This window comes from Amycolatopsis sp. CA-230715 (genome assembly GCF_018736145.1).
GTDB lineage: Bacteria > Actinomycetota > Actinomycetes > Mycobacteriales > Pseudonocardiaceae > Amycolatopsis.
Window position 1 is genome coordinate 6,326,088 of sequence record NZ_CP059997.1, and the last position, 15,583, is coordinate 6,341,670.

General features: G+C 70.9%; 14 protein-coding genes and 1 tRNA gene. 5 read left to right on the top strand and 10 right to left on the bottom strand.

Going from position 1 to position 15,583, the window contains the following annotated elements; translation table 11 throughout:
• Nucleotides 1–74 precede the first annotated feature (74 nt).
• Entirely contained in the window at nt 75–461 is a 387-nt protein-coding gene (locus HUW46_RS30445; protein ID WP_215542210.1) for a hypothetical protein, read from the top strand.
• A gap of 73 nt (nt 462–534) precedes the next feature.
• Here the strand turns inward: HUW46_RS30445 and bcp are convergent, their stop codons facing one another.
• The 4 genes from bcp to HUW46_RS30465 form a co-directional block, all read right to left on the bottom strand.
• Nucleotides 535–1,014 carry a thioredoxin-dependent thiol peroxidase gene (bcp, locus tag HUW46_RS30450; RefSeq protein ID WP_215542211.1) on the bottom strand — a complete coding sequence of 160 codons (480 nt, stop codon included), beginning with the start codon at nt 1,012–1,014 and terminating at the stop codon, nt 535–537.
• A gap of 31 nt (nt 1,015–1,045) precedes the next feature.
• Nucleotides 1,046–1,582 (bottom strand): hypothetical protein, encoded by a 537-nt coding sequence (locus tag HUW46_RS30455; protein ID WP_215542212.1) that lies wholly within the window; start codon nt 1,580–1,582, stop codon nt 1,046–1,048.
• A 199-nt stretch (nt 1,583–1,781) separates the two neighbouring features.
• Complete coding sequence (locus HUW46_RS30460; protein WP_215542213.1) at nt 1,782–1,964, bottom strand: hypothetical protein; 183 nt, start codon at nt 1,962–1,964, stop codon at nt 1,782–1,784.
• Between the two features lie 61 nt (nt 1,965–2,025).
• A tRNA-Leu gene (locus HUW46_RS30465) sits at nt 2,026–2,099 on the bottom strand.
• 130 nt (nt 2,100–2,229) lie between these two features.
• On the opposite strand from HUW46_RS30465, the gene HUW46_RS30470 reads away from it, so the two are divergent.
• Entirely contained in the window at nt 2,230–2,451 is a 222-nt protein-coding gene (locus tag HUW46_RS30470) for a DUF3618 domain-containing protein (RefSeq protein WP_215542214.1), read from the top strand.
• A gap of 24 nt (nt 2,452–2,475) precedes the next feature.
• Here the strand turns inward: HUW46_RS30470 and HUW46_RS48460 are convergent, their stop codons facing one another.
• Together HUW46_RS48460 and HUW46_RS30480 are read right to left on the bottom strand one after the other, a co-directional pair.
• Entirely contained in the window at nt 2,476–3,096 is a 621-nt protein-coding gene (locus HUW46_RS48460) for a hypothetical protein (RefSeq protein WP_254125044.1), read from the bottom strand.
• A 221-nt stretch (nt 3,097–3,317) separates the two neighbouring features.
• On the bottom strand, nt 3,318–3,914 hold the full coding sequence (locus tag HUW46_RS30480; protein WP_215550206.1) for a TetR/AcrR family transcriptional regulator: 597 nt from the start codon (nt 3,912–3,914) through the stop codon (nt 3,318–3,320).
• A 129-nt stretch (nt 3,915–4,043) separates the two neighbouring features.
• On the opposite strand from HUW46_RS30480, the gene HUW46_RS30485 reads away from it, so the two are divergent.
• Nucleotides 4,044–5,522, top strand: coding sequence for a flavin-containing monooxygenase (locus HUW46_RS30485; RefSeq protein WP_215542215.1), 1,479 nt, complete (start codon nt 4,044–4,046; stop codon nt 5,520–5,522).
• Nucleotides 5,523–5,609: 87 nt separating this feature from the next.
• On the opposite strand, the gene HUW46_RS30490 is transcribed toward HUW46_RS30485, so the two are convergent.
• The 3 genes from HUW46_RS30490 to HUW46_RS30500 all read right to left on the bottom strand — a co-directional run bounded on the left by HUW46_RS30490 (nt 5,610) and on the right by HUW46_RS30500 (nt 10,300).
• Nucleotides 5,610–6,071: a helix-turn-helix transcriptional regulator gene (locus HUW46_RS30490; protein WP_215542216.1), complete on the bottom strand. Its 462-nt coding sequence runs from the start codon at nt 6,069–6,071 to the stop codon at nt 5,610–5,612.
• A gap of 181 nt (nt 6,072–6,252) precedes the next feature.
• Nucleotides 6,253–7,989: an LCP family protein gene (locus HUW46_RS30495; RefSeq protein ID WP_254125045.1), complete on the bottom strand. Its 1,737-nt coding sequence runs from the start codon at nt 7,987–7,989 to the stop codon at nt 6,253–6,255.
• Nucleotides 7,990–8,122: 133 nt separating this feature from the next.
• Entirely contained in the window at nt 8,123–10,300 is a 2,178-nt protein-coding gene (locus HUW46_RS30500; protein ID WP_215542217.1) for a phospholipase A2, read from the bottom strand.
• A gap of 187 nt (nt 10,301–10,487) precedes the next feature.
• On the opposite strand from HUW46_RS30500, the gene HUW46_RS30505 reads away from it, so the two are divergent.
• Both HUW46_RS30505 and HUW46_RS30510 read left to right on the top strand, forming a co-directional pair.
• The gene (locus HUW46_RS30505) at nt 10,488–10,670 is read left to right on the top strand and encodes a hypothetical protein (RefSeq protein WP_215542218.1); all 183 of its coding nucleotides are present in this window, start codon (nt 10,488–10,490) and stop codon (nt 10,668–10,670) included.
• A gap of 180 nt (nt 10,671–10,850) precedes the next feature.
• Entirely contained in the window at nt 10,851–14,240 is a 3,390-nt protein-coding gene (locus HUW46_RS30510) for a BTAD domain-containing putative transcriptional regulator (RefSeq protein ID WP_256451457.1), read from the top strand.
• Here the strand turns inward: HUW46_RS30510 and HUW46_RS30515 are convergent.
• Nucleotides 14,233–15,426 carry an MFS transporter gene (locus HUW46_RS30515; RefSeq protein ID WP_215550208.1) on the bottom strand — a complete coding sequence of 398 codons (1,194 nt, stop codon included), beginning with the start codon at nt 15,424–15,426 and terminating at the stop codon, nt 14,233–14,235. The two genes, HUW46_RS30510 and HUW46_RS30515, sit on opposite strands and share 8 nt — an antisense overlap.
• Nucleotides 15,427–15,583 lie beyond the last annotated feature (157 nt).

The window sequence follows — 15,583 nt, forward strand, 5'->3', positions numbered from 1 at the left end:
CGACAGGCCGCTTCTCCGATGGCGGCTGGTCAACGGAAATGTGCCATTCTGTCACTTGTTCTGGAGGATGTTCCATGTCCGCTGTGCACGGTGTCAAGCGTGTGGTTTCCGCCGCGATCGCCATCGATGCCGCCACTTCGGCGGTGGTGCTGGCCGCCCCGTCCGCATCCGCTGATTCAGGCGTGCTCACGGTCTGCTCGCAGGGTGATTATTCGACCAAGGTGAGTTTTCCCGATCGGGGCGGAAGCAGTACTCCCGACGTGGCCCGTGGCGCCTGCCAGTCATTCGGTGTCGGAGGCAGTTCGGCCGTCGAACGCATCGAAATCTGGGGTGTTCAATGGTCGGGAAACAGTGCTACGACGTTCCCCGTCGATTCGGGAAGCCTTCGCCCGAGCCGGGGCGGAAATGTGACCACCTACGGTAACATCAACGACCACTGGGCCATGGTGCCGCAAATCTGATATTCGCGAGGAACAATCCGGTGCGGTCGGCTCGAAACCGCACCGGATTCCTCGTCCGCGCGGACGACGGCCATCACGAGGCCAGGTTGAGGTCCCTGAGCAGTTTCGCCACGTGGCCGGTGGCGCGCACGTTGTACTGCGCCTTGACGATCTTGCCGTCGGGGCCGACGACGAAGGTCGAGCGGATCACGCCCTGCACGATCCGGCCGTAGTTCTTCTTCTCCCCGAACGCGCCCCACTCGGTGAGCACGGTCTTCTCCTGGTCGGACAGCAGCGGGAAGGTCAGCCCCTCCGCCTCGACGAACTTCGCGAGCTTCTCCGGCTTGTCGGGCGAGATGCCCAGCACCCGGTACCCGGCGCCGTTGAGCTGGGCGAGGCTGTCCCGGAAATCGCACGCCTGCTTGGTGCACCCCGGGGTGCCCGCCGCCGGGTAGAAGTACACGACCACGTGCTCGCCCTGGAAATCGGACAGGGACACCTCCGCGCCCGTGCTGTCCGGCAGGGTGAACCCTGGTGCCTTGTCGCCTTCGGAAAGCCGCTGCTGCTCGGTCATGCCCGCCAGCCTAGCGGCGGGTACCGACAGCTCAGGCGCGGCCGCAGTACTGCGCGATGTCGCCGCTCGACGGGCTCGTCCGCAGCGCGAGCTTGAGCTGGGTGAGATCGGTCGGCATCGCGAACGCCATGCTGAACCGGACGTCGCGGCCGGGCAGCACGTCCTTGCCCGCGTCGACGATGCCGCTGAAGCCCTGGACCGCGTCGAGCACCTGCTTGGCCTGGACGCCGTCGACGGTGGCCGTCGCGGAGAGGCCGGAAAGCCGGTAGGGCTGGTGGCTTTCGTTGCGCACCATGATTTCGAACGCGACCGCGCGCTCGCTGTGCGGATACGCGGCGTCGCTCGGGCGGAACGAACGCGGCGAGGAGACGGATACGGTGACGCCCTCGGAGAACCGGTAGGCGGACCCGAACTTGACTTCGGTTCGCTTCGGCGTGGCCGCGACACCCTGCGGGACGGCCGCATCGCCGCCGAAGCGCGCCGCCACGCCGTCGGTCTGCGGCGCGGCGCCGCAGGCTCCGAGGGCGAGCAGGGCGCACACGATCAGCGCGTGCCTCGGGGTGTGCACAGGCGCTGCTCCTCTTCACTGATCATCGGGAGCGGCCTTGGTCCATTCGGGGTAGGTACTTCGGCCGCGCGCTCCACTCTGGCGGCCCTTGCGCGTGGGAGCGAGCCGTGGCAACGGGTTGAGGCGTAGCTGGTGTACGGCTGTGGCCGATCCGTGACCGTAGTGGCACTTGCGGTGACACCGGAGGTCGAAGTGCCACTCAGGTGGCGAGCGCGAAGAAGAGGACGAACGCGGCGAGCCCCGCGAGCCAGGCGATGATCAGCCAGCCGAAATCGCGCCACGGGGAAACCGTGCGGTTGTCCTCGCCGGGAACGTAGACGCCGCGCTGCTCGAACCAGTCGGCCCAGCGGCCGAGCAGCCCGCCCTGTCCGCTGCGTGCCATGACACCTCCGCCGGACCCGTGACCAGGCCGTCACCCTACGCCATAGCGCCGCTCGAAACGGTGCGCCCGGTGAGACTCGAACTCACACTGGCACGGACCTAAACCGTGTGCCTCTGCCAATTGGGCTACGGGCGCCGCAGGCGAACGCTGTCGGGACTGTGACGTGGAGCGAGCCTAGCCGGTGCTCGGCGTGGCCGGTGCACGGCCGTCCCGGCGGTGATCTACCGTTGACGGCCTGCGAAGGCTTTGCTGGCAAGGAGGACCCGTGGCCCGCGACCCGGAGACCATCGAGCGCGAGATCGAGAAGGCGCGTGACGCGCTGGCTTCGACCCTCGACCAGCTCGGCACGAAGGCGAGCCCGAAGCGGCTCGCCGACTCGGCGAAGACCAGTGTGCTCGCGAAGCTGGAAGAGCCGAAGGTGAAGTACCCGCTGATCGGCATCGGCGCGCTGATCGGCGCGCTGTTGCTGCGCAAGCTGTTCCGCTGATTCCTCCGGTCCCGCCGCGGGGCGTCAGGCCCTCGCGGCGGGCGGGGTGGCGGTCTCCGTCATGGTCACCGATCCGCTCGGTGCGCTCAGCTGGCTCGCGGGCTGCCCGCCGAGCGCGCTGACGCCGGCGAACTTGCCGTTGTTGGCGAGCGAGTCGAGCTTGGCCTTGTCGGTGGCCTCGGCCTTAGCTTCAGCCTTCTCCTCGGTCTTCGCGGTCTTTTCCGCCTTAGTGGCCTTCTCGGCCTTCGGCGCCGCGGTCTCGGCCTTCGCCTTGCTTGGCTCCGTCGGCGCCTCTTCGCTGGCTTTCGCCTCGTCCTTCTCGGCCGACTCCGGCTCGGACTCGGCGGTTTCGCCCTTCTCCGAGGACTTCTCCGCCGGCTCGTCCTCGTCAGCGGACGGGGTGGCCTCGGGCTTGGTCAGCCGCGCGGTCATGTAGGCCGTGGTGAATTCGAGCGCGCTGCCGTTGAGCAGGTGCACGACCGTCGCCTTGCCCTCGGGCACGAGCTGCTCGACGAGCTGGTCCACCCGGTCGCGGGCCGCGATGATGCCGGGTGCCTTCGCGGTCACCTTCTTGCCGAGCCCGGCGACGGTGATCGCCCACTCGTCGTCTTCCTGCGCGTAGATGGCCGTGATCGGTTCCACCATGGGTCTCACCCTCCCTGACGACAGCATCCTCCACTGGTATGGAGTCCCTCACCGCCGCCTCGTGACGCCGAATCGCGATTGACCCGATCGGGTGTGCCCGAGCCGCCGTTCTGTCGAACTTTCTTCAGGGTCTATCGATACCTCATCACGACTCTGTGTCACAAGCGATCCGCGGAAATGTGCTGTGTGTGACGACCGGATGGCCTAATGCACGCGCATTTTCACGGGCGTTCACCCGATGGTGCCGGAACGCGCCGCGCGAGGCCTCCCCAGAGCAGGTCCATCGCGTACTCCGTCGCCTGTTCGGGGGTCACTTCGTCGTGTCGTTCGCACCAGATGGCCAGTCGTTCGCACGCTCCGACGACCACTTCCGCGGCCGCTTCCACCGCGGACGAGGGGCCGTCGTCGAAATAAGTCGACATGAGCGCCGCGATGAGATCGGTCTGCTGCCGCCGCGTCTCCTCGATGCCGTCCGCCGCGGGCGTGCCGATCAGGGCCATCTCGTGGCGGAGCAGGGACCACGACTCGCGGCGCTCCCTGATGAACGAGAAGAACGCGCCGAGCCCGCGGCGGAGGGCCTCCTCGGCGGTCGACGCCCCGACCACCGCCTGCTCGGTCACCCGCCGCAGTTCGGCCCGTGACTGGCCGATGCACGCGAGGAGCAGGCCCTCCTTCGAGTTGAAGTACTCGTACAGCATCGGTTTCGACACGCCGACCCGCTCGGCGATCTCGTCCATCGACGCCGCGACGTACCCGCGTTCGGAGAACACCTCCTCCGCGATCGCGATCATCTGCTGCTCACGCTCGGCCCTCGGCATGCGCTTGCGGCGCGCCGGGGCAGCGGGGGTGCTTCCGGTGGGGCTCACGAACTCGACTCTACCGGAAGTAACCTACTTCGAGTAAGGTGGACTTCGGGTAACACAAACCAGCGGGCGAAGGGCGAGCAGATGGGCAAGCGGACCGAGACCGAGGTCGTGATCGTCGGTACCGGCTTTTCCGGCCTCGGCATGGCGATCAAGCTGCGCAAAGAGGGCCGCGAAGACTTCGTCGTCCTCGAAAAGGCGGAAGAGGTCGGCGGGACCTGGCGCGACAACACCTATCCCGGGTGCGCCTGCGACATCCAGTCGCACATGTACTCGTTCTCGTTCGAGCAGAACCCGGACTGGTCGAGGTCGTACTCACCGCAGCCCGAGATCTGGAAGTACATGCGCGGTGTCGCCGCGAAGTACGACCTGTACCCCTACATCCGCTTCGGCCAGGAGATGACCGGGGCGCGCTGGGACGCCGACGAGCAGCGCTGGCACGTCACCACGAAGAACGGCGACGAGTTCGTCTCCCGGTTCCTCACCCTCGGCGTCGGCGCGCTGCACCTGCCGCAGATCCCGCGGCTGCCGGGGATCGAGAAGTTCGAAGGGGCCGCCTTCCACTCCGCCCAGTGGGACCACGACGTCGACCTGCGCGGCAAGCGGGTCGCGGTGGTCGGCACCGGGGCCAGCGCGATCCAGTTCGTGCCGCGGATCGCGAAGGACGTCGAGCGGCTGCACCTGTTCCAGCGCACGCCGCCGTGGATCATGCCGAAACCGGACTTCGCGATGCCGGGCTGGGCGAAGGCGCTGTTCGCGAAGGTGCCCGGCACGCAGCGGCTCTACCGCGACGCGCTGTACTGGATGCTCGAAGCGCGGGCGATCGGCTTCAACGGCCACCCCGGCGTGATGAAGCTCGGCCAGCTGCTGGCGAAGCGGAACATCAACCGCGGCGTCAAGGACCCCGAGCTGCGCCGCAAGGTGACGCCCGACTACACCATGGGCTGCAAGCGCGTGCTCATCTCCAACGACTACTACCCGGCGCTGGCGCGCGACAACGTCGACGTGATCACCGACGGCGTCACCGAAGTGCGCGAGCACAGCGTCGTCGACGGCTCCGGGGTGGAGCACGAGGTCGACGCGATCATCTACGGCACCGGGTTCCACGTCACCGACGCCTTCGACGACCTCCAGATCACCGGCGTGGACGGGCGCAACCTCGGCAAGGAGTGGTCGAGCGAGGGGATGCGGACGCACCTCGGCATCACCGTGTCCGGGTTCCCGAACCTGTTCTTCCTGCTCGGGCCGAACACCGGGCTCGGGCACAACTCGGTGGTGTTCATGATCGAGTCGCAGATCTCGTACGTCGCCGAGGCGATGGGGCTCGTCGAGTCCTCCGGCGCGGCCGCGCTCGACACGCGCGAAGAGGCGCAGGACCGGTTCAACGCCGAGATCCAGGAGAAGCTCGAGAAGGGCATCTGGACGCAGGGCGGCTGCAAGAGCTGGTACCTCGACGCGAAGGGCGTCAACCGGACCATCTGGCCGGGCTTCACCTGGCGCTACTGGCTCCAGACCCGCAAGGTCGATTCCGCGTCCTACGACCTGGTCGGCCGCACCGAGTAGCGCACCCCCTCTTCCCCGGAGGATGCGGTGCCTCCGGGGAAGAGGGTCGGGCGGCGCGGTGCCCTGGCGGTGGTTCGGGGGTGTCGCTCAGAGGGCGCGGAGGCGGGTGGCGAGGTCGGACGCGGTGATGCCGCACAGTTCGGCCATCCGCTCGATCGCGCTGGCGTCGAGCTGGATGTCGCCGGAGCCGGGGTCGGGATGGGTCCGCAGCCGGTCCTGCGCCCACCGGCGCAGCGGGACCAGTTCGGGCTGGCGGTCGGCCACTACCTTCGCGAGGTCGATCCTGAGCCTGCCGGGCTCGTCGGTGAAGACCCGCCGGTGCACCTTCGCCAGCAGGTCCTGCGGCAGTTCGTCCATCGCGACGCACAGCTCGACGAGCCGGACGACCGAGCACTGGCGGGTGCCGAGTTCGTAGGTGGCGAGTGTCTGCAGCGAGATCTCGCTCTGCAGGTGCTCGTTGAGCTCCTTACGTGTCCAGCCGCGCTTGCGGCGCAGCTTGCGGAGCTCCTCCCCGAGGATCCGCTGGTAGGTGTCGCCGTCGATGCGCACGCCTCGTCCTTTGCCCTGCGTCCGCTCACATTCGGGCGCCGGCGCTTCCGGGTGAATGCGAGAGCTACTCATACGTATGGAAGTCACGAGGTAGGCGGGTCTTACGCGACTTCGGACGACTTTCGGTGAGATCGCCCTCGTGTTGCGCCGAATGGAGTAACGGAGGTGGTGCTTCCGGCCCTCAGTTGACGCAGGTGACCCCGTCGGCGGTGATCGGCTTGTTCGGCTCGGGGGTCGGAGCCTGCTGCGCGGCCTGCGACGACGGGGAGGACTGCGACGCGGGTGACGGCTTCGCGGCCATGGCGCCGTCCGCGCCGCCACCGGCGTAGTCGGCGCCGAGCACCACCGTGAGGTGGCCCTTGAGCACCGAGGTGTCCTGCTCGATGCGGATCCCGTTGAGCGCGGCCGAGGCGGCCTGCGCCGCGGCCTGCCCGCCGGCGGCGTACTGGATGACGCTGGTCTTGCGCGAAGCCGTGGTCGACGTGTCGCCCGCGGTGAAGCCCTTGCCGGTCAACGTCTGCGAGACGCCGGCCGCCAGCCCGTCCTTCTTGGTGGCGTTGCGCACGTCCGCGGTGACGCCCTTGGCCGCGCCGGGGTCCGCCTCGGGCGGCTTCTGCTCGCCGGGCGGCGGGCCGGTGAGGCCCTGCACGAAGTTGTGCACCTGGGCCGGGTCGACCTGGATCGCCGAACCGTCGCTGGGGGTGCTGTAGTCCATGTTGACCACCGGGATGGTGCGGAACTCCAGCTGCCCGCCGGTGAGGCCCTTGAGCTGCTGGGCGAAGCTGAAGATGTCCCAGCCCTGGTTGAGCACGACGGACTTCTGGATGGCCGAGGTCAGCGAGCTGAGCTTCGACGGGTCGGTCAGCGTGCCCGCGGAGAGCACCTTCTTCGCCAGCCCCGCCATGAACACCTGCTGGCGCACGACCCGGTCGAGGTCGCCGCGGGGGAGGCCGTGCCGCTGCCGGACGAACGCGAGCGCGTCGGCGCCCTGCACGGTCTGCGGGCCCGCCTTGAACTTCGCGCCGGAGTACGAGTCGTTCACGTTCTCGTTGAGGCAGACGTCGACACCGCCGATGGCCTGCGTGACGTCGCTGAAGCCGAGCAGGTTGATCGCCGCGTAGTTGTCGATCGTCGAGCCGGTGAGCTTTTCGACGGTCGAGATGAGCTCCTTCGCGCCCGCCTGGTTGCTCTGCAGCTCCAGTTCCTTGGGATCGTTGACGCCCTTCGACTTCAGCTCGTTGAACGCGGTGTTCTTCGCGCGGGCGTAGGCCGAGTTGATCTTGTGCTTGCCGTAGCCGGGGATCTCGACGTAGGAGTCGCGCGGCAGCGAGATCGCGACGGCCTTGCCGCCGTCGTTCGGGATGTGCACGAAGATCAGGGTGTCGGTGTTCAGCTCGCCGTCGGAGGCACCGGCCCGCAGCTGGTCGAGCAGTTCCTTGGACAGCGGGTTGCCCTGCGCGTCCGTGCGGCTGTCGAGGCCGACCAGCAGGATGTCCCGCGCGCCGTCGGCCGGTTTGTCGCCGCCGCCTTCCGAGTTGATCACGTCGGTCGTGCTCAGCCCGCTGACCAGGCCCTGCATCGCGGCCCACGCGTAACCGGTGAGGCCCATGACGACGACCGAGACGAACGCGAGCGCGATCTTGGCGCCGCGCCAGCGGTTCCGGCGCGGCGGTGGCGGCGGAGCGGGTTTGGCGCGGGGCGGTGCCGGGCGGCGGGGCGGTTCGGCACCGGTGGCGCGCTGGCCACCCGCGCGAGACGGCGGGGCGGGGCGTCTCCGCGGTGGCTCGCCGCGGGGAGCCGGGCCGGGTGCCTGCGAGTACCGGGTGCGGGGTGGGGGGTTCTGCGGACCGTCCTGCCAGGGCCGGGAGGGGCGCCCCTGGCGGGGCCCTCCATGGCCGTCGCGCGGTGGGTGGTCCACGGCCACTCCCTTCCCTGTTCCCGTGACAAACGTCTTGTTGGCCTCTTGGTAGACGCGCGGGGCGGCCGCTCGGTTGCGGTAGCCTCGCACATCGATCTTCGGATGTGCTCCACAACACCCCGCTGCGCACCGGTCACGCCACTCTGGCGACCGTCCTCGCCCGCCAGACGGCGGTGCCCGCGGCGGCGATCGCGAACAGGGCGGTGCCGCCGTGCACGGCGGCGAGCACGGCGCCTCCCGCCGCCTCGCCCGGTAGCCCGTCACCAGCGCTGAGCAGCGCGGGGACGCACGCGAGCGCGGTCACCAGCCAGGTGCTCGCCATGGCGCTGAGCCCGGCCCGTGCCGCATGCAGCAGGAACACGCCGAGCAGCAGCTGGACGAGGTTCTGGATCGGGCCGAAGTGCAGCCCGAGCAGGCTGACCGCCTGCTCGTCGAACCTGGTCAGCGCGAATCCGAACACGCCGACGGTGGCGTAGCAGATGCCGAGCGCGGTGGCCGCGCGGGCGAGCGACGGCCCGAACGGGCCGGAGGGCAGCACCGCCTCGCGGTGCGACGGCAGCCTCCCGTCGTGGTGGCGTTCGAACCACCAGAACACGAGCCCGGCCGGTGCCGCGAGCAGTGCCAGGGCGACGAGCGGTTTCGGCTGGAGCAGCCAGGCGAGGTCGTCCTCGAGCCGTCCTGGCAGGTACACGATCGTCACGAGCAGCAGCATCGCGGCGAGGAAACCGAGGTACAGGCTCATCGGCGCCCGCAGCGCGAACCTGGCGACGCGGGCGGCGGCGCCGGTGTTCAGCACGGACCACGCCTTGGCGCCGAAGAGCCGGACGAGGCACACCTGCACGAGCCCGAGCAGCAGCACCGGGGGAACCGCGGCGGACAGCGCTGGCGGCTCGGCCGGGTCGCCGAGCAGGGTCGCGGTGCCGCTGGAGAACGCGGTGTACAGCACGAGGCCGGTCAGCCCGGCGACGACGCCCGCGACGAGCAGTTTCCGCGGCACCGGCGCGCGGCGGAAGGCGAGCTGCTGAGCCAACAGCGCGAGGCCGAGTGCCGCGCCGTAGTGGGGCACCGGTGACGAGAGCCAGCTCGCCGCCAGCTCGGCGAGCACGACGAGCGCGAGCAGACCGGCCGCCGTGGCGACCGCGGCCTTCCGGTGCAGCGCGAGCATCGGCGGCGTGGCGATCACGGTCAGCAGGTAGACCCCGAGCAGCCACAACGGGTGCAGCGCGATCCGCATCACGGTGGCGTTGGTGCCGTCGGGGATGCCGAGCAGTTCGAGCGCGAGCGGCATCACGAGCGCCACCACCACGAACACGAGCGCGGGCCGCAGCAGCCAGCTCGCCCGGTGCGCGAGGTACTGGCGGTACCCGCCGCCGGTGGCCACGACGCCGCGCCAGCCCGCCGCGTTCGCCTGCCCTCCGGCGAAGTAGAACAACGGTGCGAGCTGCGCGAGCCAGGTCAGCGGCCACAGCACGCCGGGATCCGCCCCCGCCCAGCTGGCCAGCGCTAGCGCGGATTCGCCGAGCACCAGCACGACCAAGCTGACGACCGCGAGCACGGCGTACGGGCTGATCGGGCCCGCGGCGGCCCTGGCCGGTCGCACCCGCGCGACCGGTGCCGTGTGCCGGTGCCGCAGCCAGCCCCGCAGGCGGAACACCAGCAGGCAGCCGATCACCGCGACGCCGGCGAGCATCGGCCCGATCGGCTCGCCGGTGGGCGGCCCCCAGCGCTGGTGCCACGAGTTCAGCACGAGCCCCGCGGTGAACACCGACGCGACCGCTTCGCAGGCAGTCTGCGCGCCCTGCGGGTTGATCCCGCACGTGGCGCGCATGTCCGCGGACAACCTGCTGTCGAGCCCCGCCCGCATTTCGGGGCCGAGCGGGTGGCCCTGCCGTTCGGCGTAGCGGAGCAGGTCGTAGCCGAGGTCGTGCGCCTTGCACGGCACGGTGAAGTTCCACGTCGTGCCGTCGTCGCCCCACGGCGTCGAGCAACCGCCGTCGGTGTGCACCGCGCGCACGGTGCCGTCCAGCGCGCGCTCCGACCCCGGCCGGACGCCGGTGACCTGCGTGAAGTCGGCGGGAAGCTGGGCGAGCGCGGTGGGCGCCGCGCCCGGCTGGAGCAGCTGTTCCACCGCGTGCTGCGCGGCGAGCGGGCCGCCGGTGAGGGGCCCGCGGTCGGGCTCGGGGGCGGACCGTGAAGCGATCAGGCCGAACGCGCCGACCACCACCAGCAGCACCAGCAGCCAAGCCGACGTGGACAGCCGCCGCCTCGCTCGGCGCACGGGTTGCGGGGCTGCGTCGGCTGGCGCGGTCATGTTCTCCAGGGTGGCAGGTCGGGGATGGGGTGCCCATCGGGACAGCCCCCGTGCGAAAGGTGGCGTCCAGGCTAACGGGTGACGCAGCGTGTGCCGTGGTGGGCGGATCGCTAGAGAAATAATCCAGTCTTCGCTGCTTGGGTGTAGCCAGGTGGTCACCAGACGCCGTCACTCGGGGAGGGGTGGAATGCGGTACATCGTGTCGATGTGCGTGGTTCCGGCGCCCTGGAACAGCGAGCGCGTGATGGCGCAGGCCGACGAAGAGGGGGATGCGCCGTCACCCCGGCAGAGCAGGTCCCGTTGTCGCGGCGATCGGCTCGGACGGCTCGTCGTTCCGGTCACCGAGGTGATCGGCCCCGGTACCACCTGAGCTGGGGAGGGGGCGGGCCGCGAGGACCCCAGCCACGCGGCCCGCCTGTCCAGCCCGTTCGCGGAAAGTGTCCGAACGGGCACCCAGAGAAGTAGAAGTAAGTCATGATGTGTGGGCCGGACGCGTTCTGAGGGGGGCGCGGGAAAGGCTCGGGTGAACGATTCGACCGGCTTCGGAGAAATGCTGCGCGCTCGGCGTCAGCGAGTGGGGTTGACGCAGGCGGAACTGGCACGGCGTGCCGGGGTCAGCGTGCGCACGGTCCGTCACGTGGAGCGGGGAGACGTCTCGGTGCGCGCCGATTCGTCGCAGCGCCTCGCGGACGTCGTCGGCCTCGGCGCCGCCACGCGCCCGCCGGGGTTCCGGCTCGCCGTGCTCGGCTCGCTGGAGGTGACGCGGGACGGCCAGCGCGTGCCGATCCGCGCCGCGAAGCACCGCGCGCTGCTCGCCGTGCTCGCGCTCGGCGCCAACACGGTGGTCCGGCGCGAGGAGATCGTCGACGTGCTGTGGGGCGAGTCGCCGCCGCAGAGCTGCGCGAACCTCGTGCACACCTACGTTTCCGCGCTGCGGCGGGCGCTGGGTTCGCCGGGGCGGATCGCTTCAGTGCAGGGCGGGTACCGCCTGCTCGTCGACGCGACCGAGTTCGACCTCCTGCGGTTCGACCAGCTCGCCGCGACCGCGCGGAGCCTGGAGGACGAGCGGCCGGCGGAGGCGATGGCCGCCTACGCCGAGGCGGTGCGGTGCTGGCGCGCGCCGTTGCTCGCCGACCTCCCCGACGCCGTGCGCGGCCACCCGGTGACCGCGGTCGTGACGAACCGCCGCGTCGGCACGGTGCTGCGGTACGCGGACCTCGCGTTGCGGCAACAGCGCGGCGGCGAGGTCGTCGAGCAGCTGACCATGCTCGCCAACGAGGAGCCGCTGCACGAGGACGTGCACGCGCGGCTGATGCTCGCGCTGGCCGCGTCGGGCCGCCAAGCCGCCGCGCTGCGCCTGTTCGGCGTGCTCCGCCGCAGGCTCGACGAGGAGCTCGGGGTCGAACCGGGCAGGGAGATCCGCGCCGCGTACGAACGGATCATCCAGGGGGCCGAGAAGCCGCCCGAGGGTGCGGGGAGGCCGCCGGTGCCCGCCCAGCTGCTCGCGGACGTCGGCGGGTTCGTCGGGCACGCCGCCGCGCTCGGGCAGCTCGATTCGGTGCTCGGGGAGGTTTCGGCGGGGCGGCGGGGCACCATGGCCGTCGCGATGATCGTGGGGACACCGGGGGTCGGGAAGACCTCCGTCGCGGTGCACTGGGCCCATCGCGTGCGGGACCGCTTTCCCGACGGCCAGCTGCACGTCAATCTGCGCGGTTACGCGAAGGCGTCGCCGATGCGGCCGATCGAGGCGCTCGCGCGGTTCCTCGCCGCACTCGGCGTTCCGCCGCACCGCGTACCGGCCGAAGTGGACGAGGCGGCCGGGCTGTTCCGGTCGCTGCTGGCCGATCGGCGGGTGCTCGTCCTGCTCGACAACGCCTGCACCGCTGAGCAGGTTCGGCCGCTGCTGCCCGGCGGCGCGGGCAATCTGGTGCTGGTCACCAGCCGTGACCGGCTCGGCGGGCTGGTCGCGACCGAGGGCGCCCGTTCGATCGTGCTGGACGTGCTGGAGCCTGCCGAATCCCGCTCACTGCTCGAAGACCTGCTCGGCGCCGAACGGGCCGAGGCGGAACCGGAGGCCGTCGTCGAGCTCGCGGCCGCCTGCGCGCACTTACCGCTCGCGCTGCGGATCGCGGGCGCGAACCTCGCGGCGAGCCAGGGCGGGGTCGGCGAGTACGTGCGGGCGATGCGGTCGAACGGGCGGCTGCGCGAGCTGGCGATCGGTGACGACACCGCGGTCCGTGCCGCGTTCGACCTGTCCTACCACCGGCTCGGCGAGCGGGCCCGTCGGCTGTTCCGGCTGCTCGGATCGGTTCCCGGCCCCGATTTCACGATCCCGGCGGCCGCCGCGCTGCTCGGTTCGGACGTGGCGACGGCGCGCTCGCTCGTCGGCGCGCTCGCCGAAGCCCATCTCGTCCAGCGGGTGCCCGGCGAGCGCTACCAGTTCCACGATCTGCTGCGCGAATACGCCGTTTCGCTCGTGGACGAGCACGGCGGCGACCCGACCGCGCTCGATGGTCTGTACCAGTACTACCTCCGTGCCGCGGGGAGCGCGGCCGAGACGGTTTACCCGACCACAGCGCGGATCCCGGCACGCGACGAACCGGCTCGCGCGGTCCGGTTGACCGAGGAGGAGGCGATCGCCTGGCTCGACGCGGAGCGGCCGAACCTGTGCGCCGCCGCGGTGTCCGCGGCCGCGAACGGCAGGCACCGCTACGCCTGGCTCCTCGCGAGCACCCTGCGCGAGTACTTCCGGATGCGCGGGTTCAACAGCGACGGGCTGGCCGTGGGGCATGCCGCGCTCGCCGCGGCGAGGGAAAAGGCGGACCGCGCGGCGGAAGCGGCCGCCTACGACATGCTCGGCCTGCTGTACTACAACCTCAGCGACTACCGGCGTTCGTTCGAGATGCACACGGACGCGCTCGCGTTGCGGCGCGGCAGCGGCGACCGCTTCGGCGAGGCCGCTTCCCTGCACTGCCTCGGCAGGGTGCTTTCCCATTTCGGCAGGCCGGCCGAACAGGCCAGGCACCACGAATCCGCGCTCGAACTGAACCGGGAACTCGGCGACGCGCGAGGCGAGGCGGAGTCGCTGAACTACCTCGGCGTCGCGCTCCTCAAGGTGGGGGACCCGCGCGGTGCCGGGCGGTACGCGGGGCGCGCGCTGGCGTTGAGCGGGCGCATCGGCGACCGGGAACTGCAGGCGAAGGTACTGCACAATCTCGGGGTCATCCGCAGGGAAACCGGGACGCCCGCCGAGGCGATGAACTGTTTCGTCGAATGCGGTTCGCTCTTCACCGCGCTCGGGGACCGGCACGGCGAAGCGGGCACGGCGGTGTGCCTCGCCGAGGCGCTGTGCGACGCGGGCCGCTACGCCGAGGCCGACGAGCGCGCTTGGTTCGCGGTGCGGCTCGGGCAGGAACTCGGCGAGCGGCGGCAAGAAGTCGGCGGCCGCGACGTGCTCGGTGTCGTGCGGCTTCGCACCGGTCGTGCTCGCGAGGCGCGCGCGCATTTCGAAGAAGCGTTGGGGTTGAGCCGAGAAGTCGAATTCGGGTACGGGCTTTGGACCGCCGAACTGGGGCTGTCGGAGGCGTGCCGTGCGGACGGGCGGCACGCGGAAGCGCTCGAACGGGTGCGGCGGGCGGTCGAGGACATGCACGAGGCCGGGGCGCGCCTGCTCGACGTGCGGGCCGATGTCGAACTGGCCTGGTGCCACACCGGGTTCGGCGATCTCGAACGCGCCGAGGAGTTCGCCCGGCGTGCGGAGCGCGACGCGCACGAGCGGGGTCAGCGGCTGATGGGCGCCCGCGCGTCGAACGTGCTCGGGCACGTCCTCGCGAGGAAGGGCGAGCACGCCGCGGCGCGCGCGGCGTGGCAGGCGGCGCTGGTGATCTTCGCGGAAGCCGGTGCGCCCGAAGCGGACCAGGTCCGGAACCTGCTCACCTAGCCCGATTCGCCGCGACGACACGCGCCCAGGAAATGGCGACCGGTACGGCGAGGACGACGCCGGCCGCACTCGCGATCGCGATCGCGGTCGTCGGCGAGCCGACGAGCTGGGCCAGCGCCCCGCCGAGCCCGGCGCCGATGCCCTGCGCCACCCGCAACCCGGTGCGGTACACCCCGCCCGCGCCGCCGCGGAGCTCGTTCGGCACCCAGGTGAGGAACGTGGCGCTGACCGTGATGAGGTACGCGCCGGTCGCGCCCGCGAGCGCGAGCAGGAGTAGGACGAGCGGCAGGCTCGGGCGGAAGACGAACAGGGCGAGCGTCGCCAGCGGCGCCACCGCGAGCACCCCGATCACGCGCCGCCGGTTCTCCGCGGTCACCCATCTCGACAGCACGAACGCGCCGATGATGAAGCCGAGCGGGTCGGCGGCGAGCATCCAGCCGACCGCCTTGTCCCCGGCGCCGATCTCCGCGGCGAGCGGGGCGACCAGGCCTTCGGGGATCACCGCGATCCCGACCAGCCACGAAAGCCAGATCAGCACCCGCAGCCTTCGCTCGGCGAACACCCACCGGATCGCGCCGAACCAGGTGCCGCCGCCGTCACCGGCGGCGGGCCGCGGTTTGAGCAGGCAGCGCGTCACCACCGCGCTGACGAAGAACGTGGCCGCGTCGATCGCGAGCGAGAGCGACGGCCCCATCCAGACCACGAGCACCCCGCCGCCCGCCAGCCCGGCCAGCGTCGCGGTGTTCGTGGTGATCCCTCTGATGTCCTGGCTGCGCAGGTAAAGGTCGTCGTCGGTGAACACCTCCCTGGTGAGCGCGTTCTGCGCCGCGATGGCTGGCCCTCCCGCCAGCCTGGCGACGACGACCAGCGCGCACAGCACCGGGAGCGGGGTGCCGGGGATCGCCATCAGCCCCACGAACAGGCCCTGCACGGCCATCGCGGCGCTCAGCACGGTCCGGCGCGGGTACCGGTCGGCGAGCTGGGCGAGGCCGAGCGCGCCGGCGATCGCGGGCAGGAAGGACAACGAGAACACGAGCGCGGAGATCAGCGCCGAACCGGTCCGGTCGTAGACCATGATCGCCAGTGCGACGGTGGTCAGCTGGTCGCCGACCAGCGACTGCGCTTCGGCGAACCACAGCGTCCGGAACTCGGTGTTGGCCAGCGGTGAACCGGGGCGTGGCCGCATACCCGTCCGCACCACTCGGTCACCTCCGATCGCCTCGGCCCCGCTGCACTGAACGGGTGAACTGCTTCGCTCCGGCCCTGCTTCGCGGTCACGAAGCAGAACTGCCCGGGTGGTGGCGCAGGACGCCGGCCACCCGTCCGGGCGGGCCGCGCTGGCG

Bases quoted from the DNA above. Each gene is read 5' to 3' on its own strand.
- HUW46_RS30505 (WP_215542218.1), top strand. From the start codon at position 10,488: ATGCGGTACATCGTGTCGATGTGCGTGGTTCCGGCGCCCTGGAACAGC.
- HUW46_RS30500 (WP_215542217.1), bottom strand. From the start codon at position 10,300: ATGACCGCGCCAGCCGACGCAGCCCCGCAACCCGTGCGCCGAGCGAGG.
- HUW46_RS30510 (WP_256451457.1), top strand. From the start codon at position 10,851: ATGCTGCGCGCTCGGCGTCAGCGAGTGGGGTTGACGCAGGCGGAACTG.
- HUW46_RS48460 (WP_254125044.1), bottom strand. From the start codon at position 3,096: ATGGTGGAACCGATCACGGCCATCTACGCGCAGGAAGACGACGAGTGG.
- HUW46_RS30480 (WP_215550206.1), bottom strand. From the start codon at position 3,914: ATGCCGAGGGCCGAGCGTGAGCAGCAGATGATCGCGATCGCGGAGGAG.
- HUW46_RS30445 (WP_215542210.1), top strand. From the start codon at position 75: ATGTCCGCTGTGCACGGTGTCAAGCGTGTGGTTTCCGCCGCGATCGCC.
- HUW46_RS30485 (WP_215542215.1), top strand. From the start codon at position 4,044: ATGGGCAAGCGGACCGAGACCGAGGTCGTGATCGTCGGTACCGGCTTT.
- HUW46_RS30460 (WP_215542213.1), bottom strand. From the start codon at position 1,964: ATGGCACGCAGCGGACAGGGCGGGCTGCTCGGCCGCTGGGCCGACTGG.
- HUW46_RS30515 (WP_215550208.1), bottom strand. From the start codon at position 15,426: ATGCGGCCACGCCCCGGTTCACCGCTGGCCAACACCGAGTTCCGGACG.
- bcp (WP_215542211.1), bottom strand. From the start codon at position 1,014: ATGACCGAGCAGCAGCGGCTTTCCGAAGGCGACAAGGCACCAGGGTTC.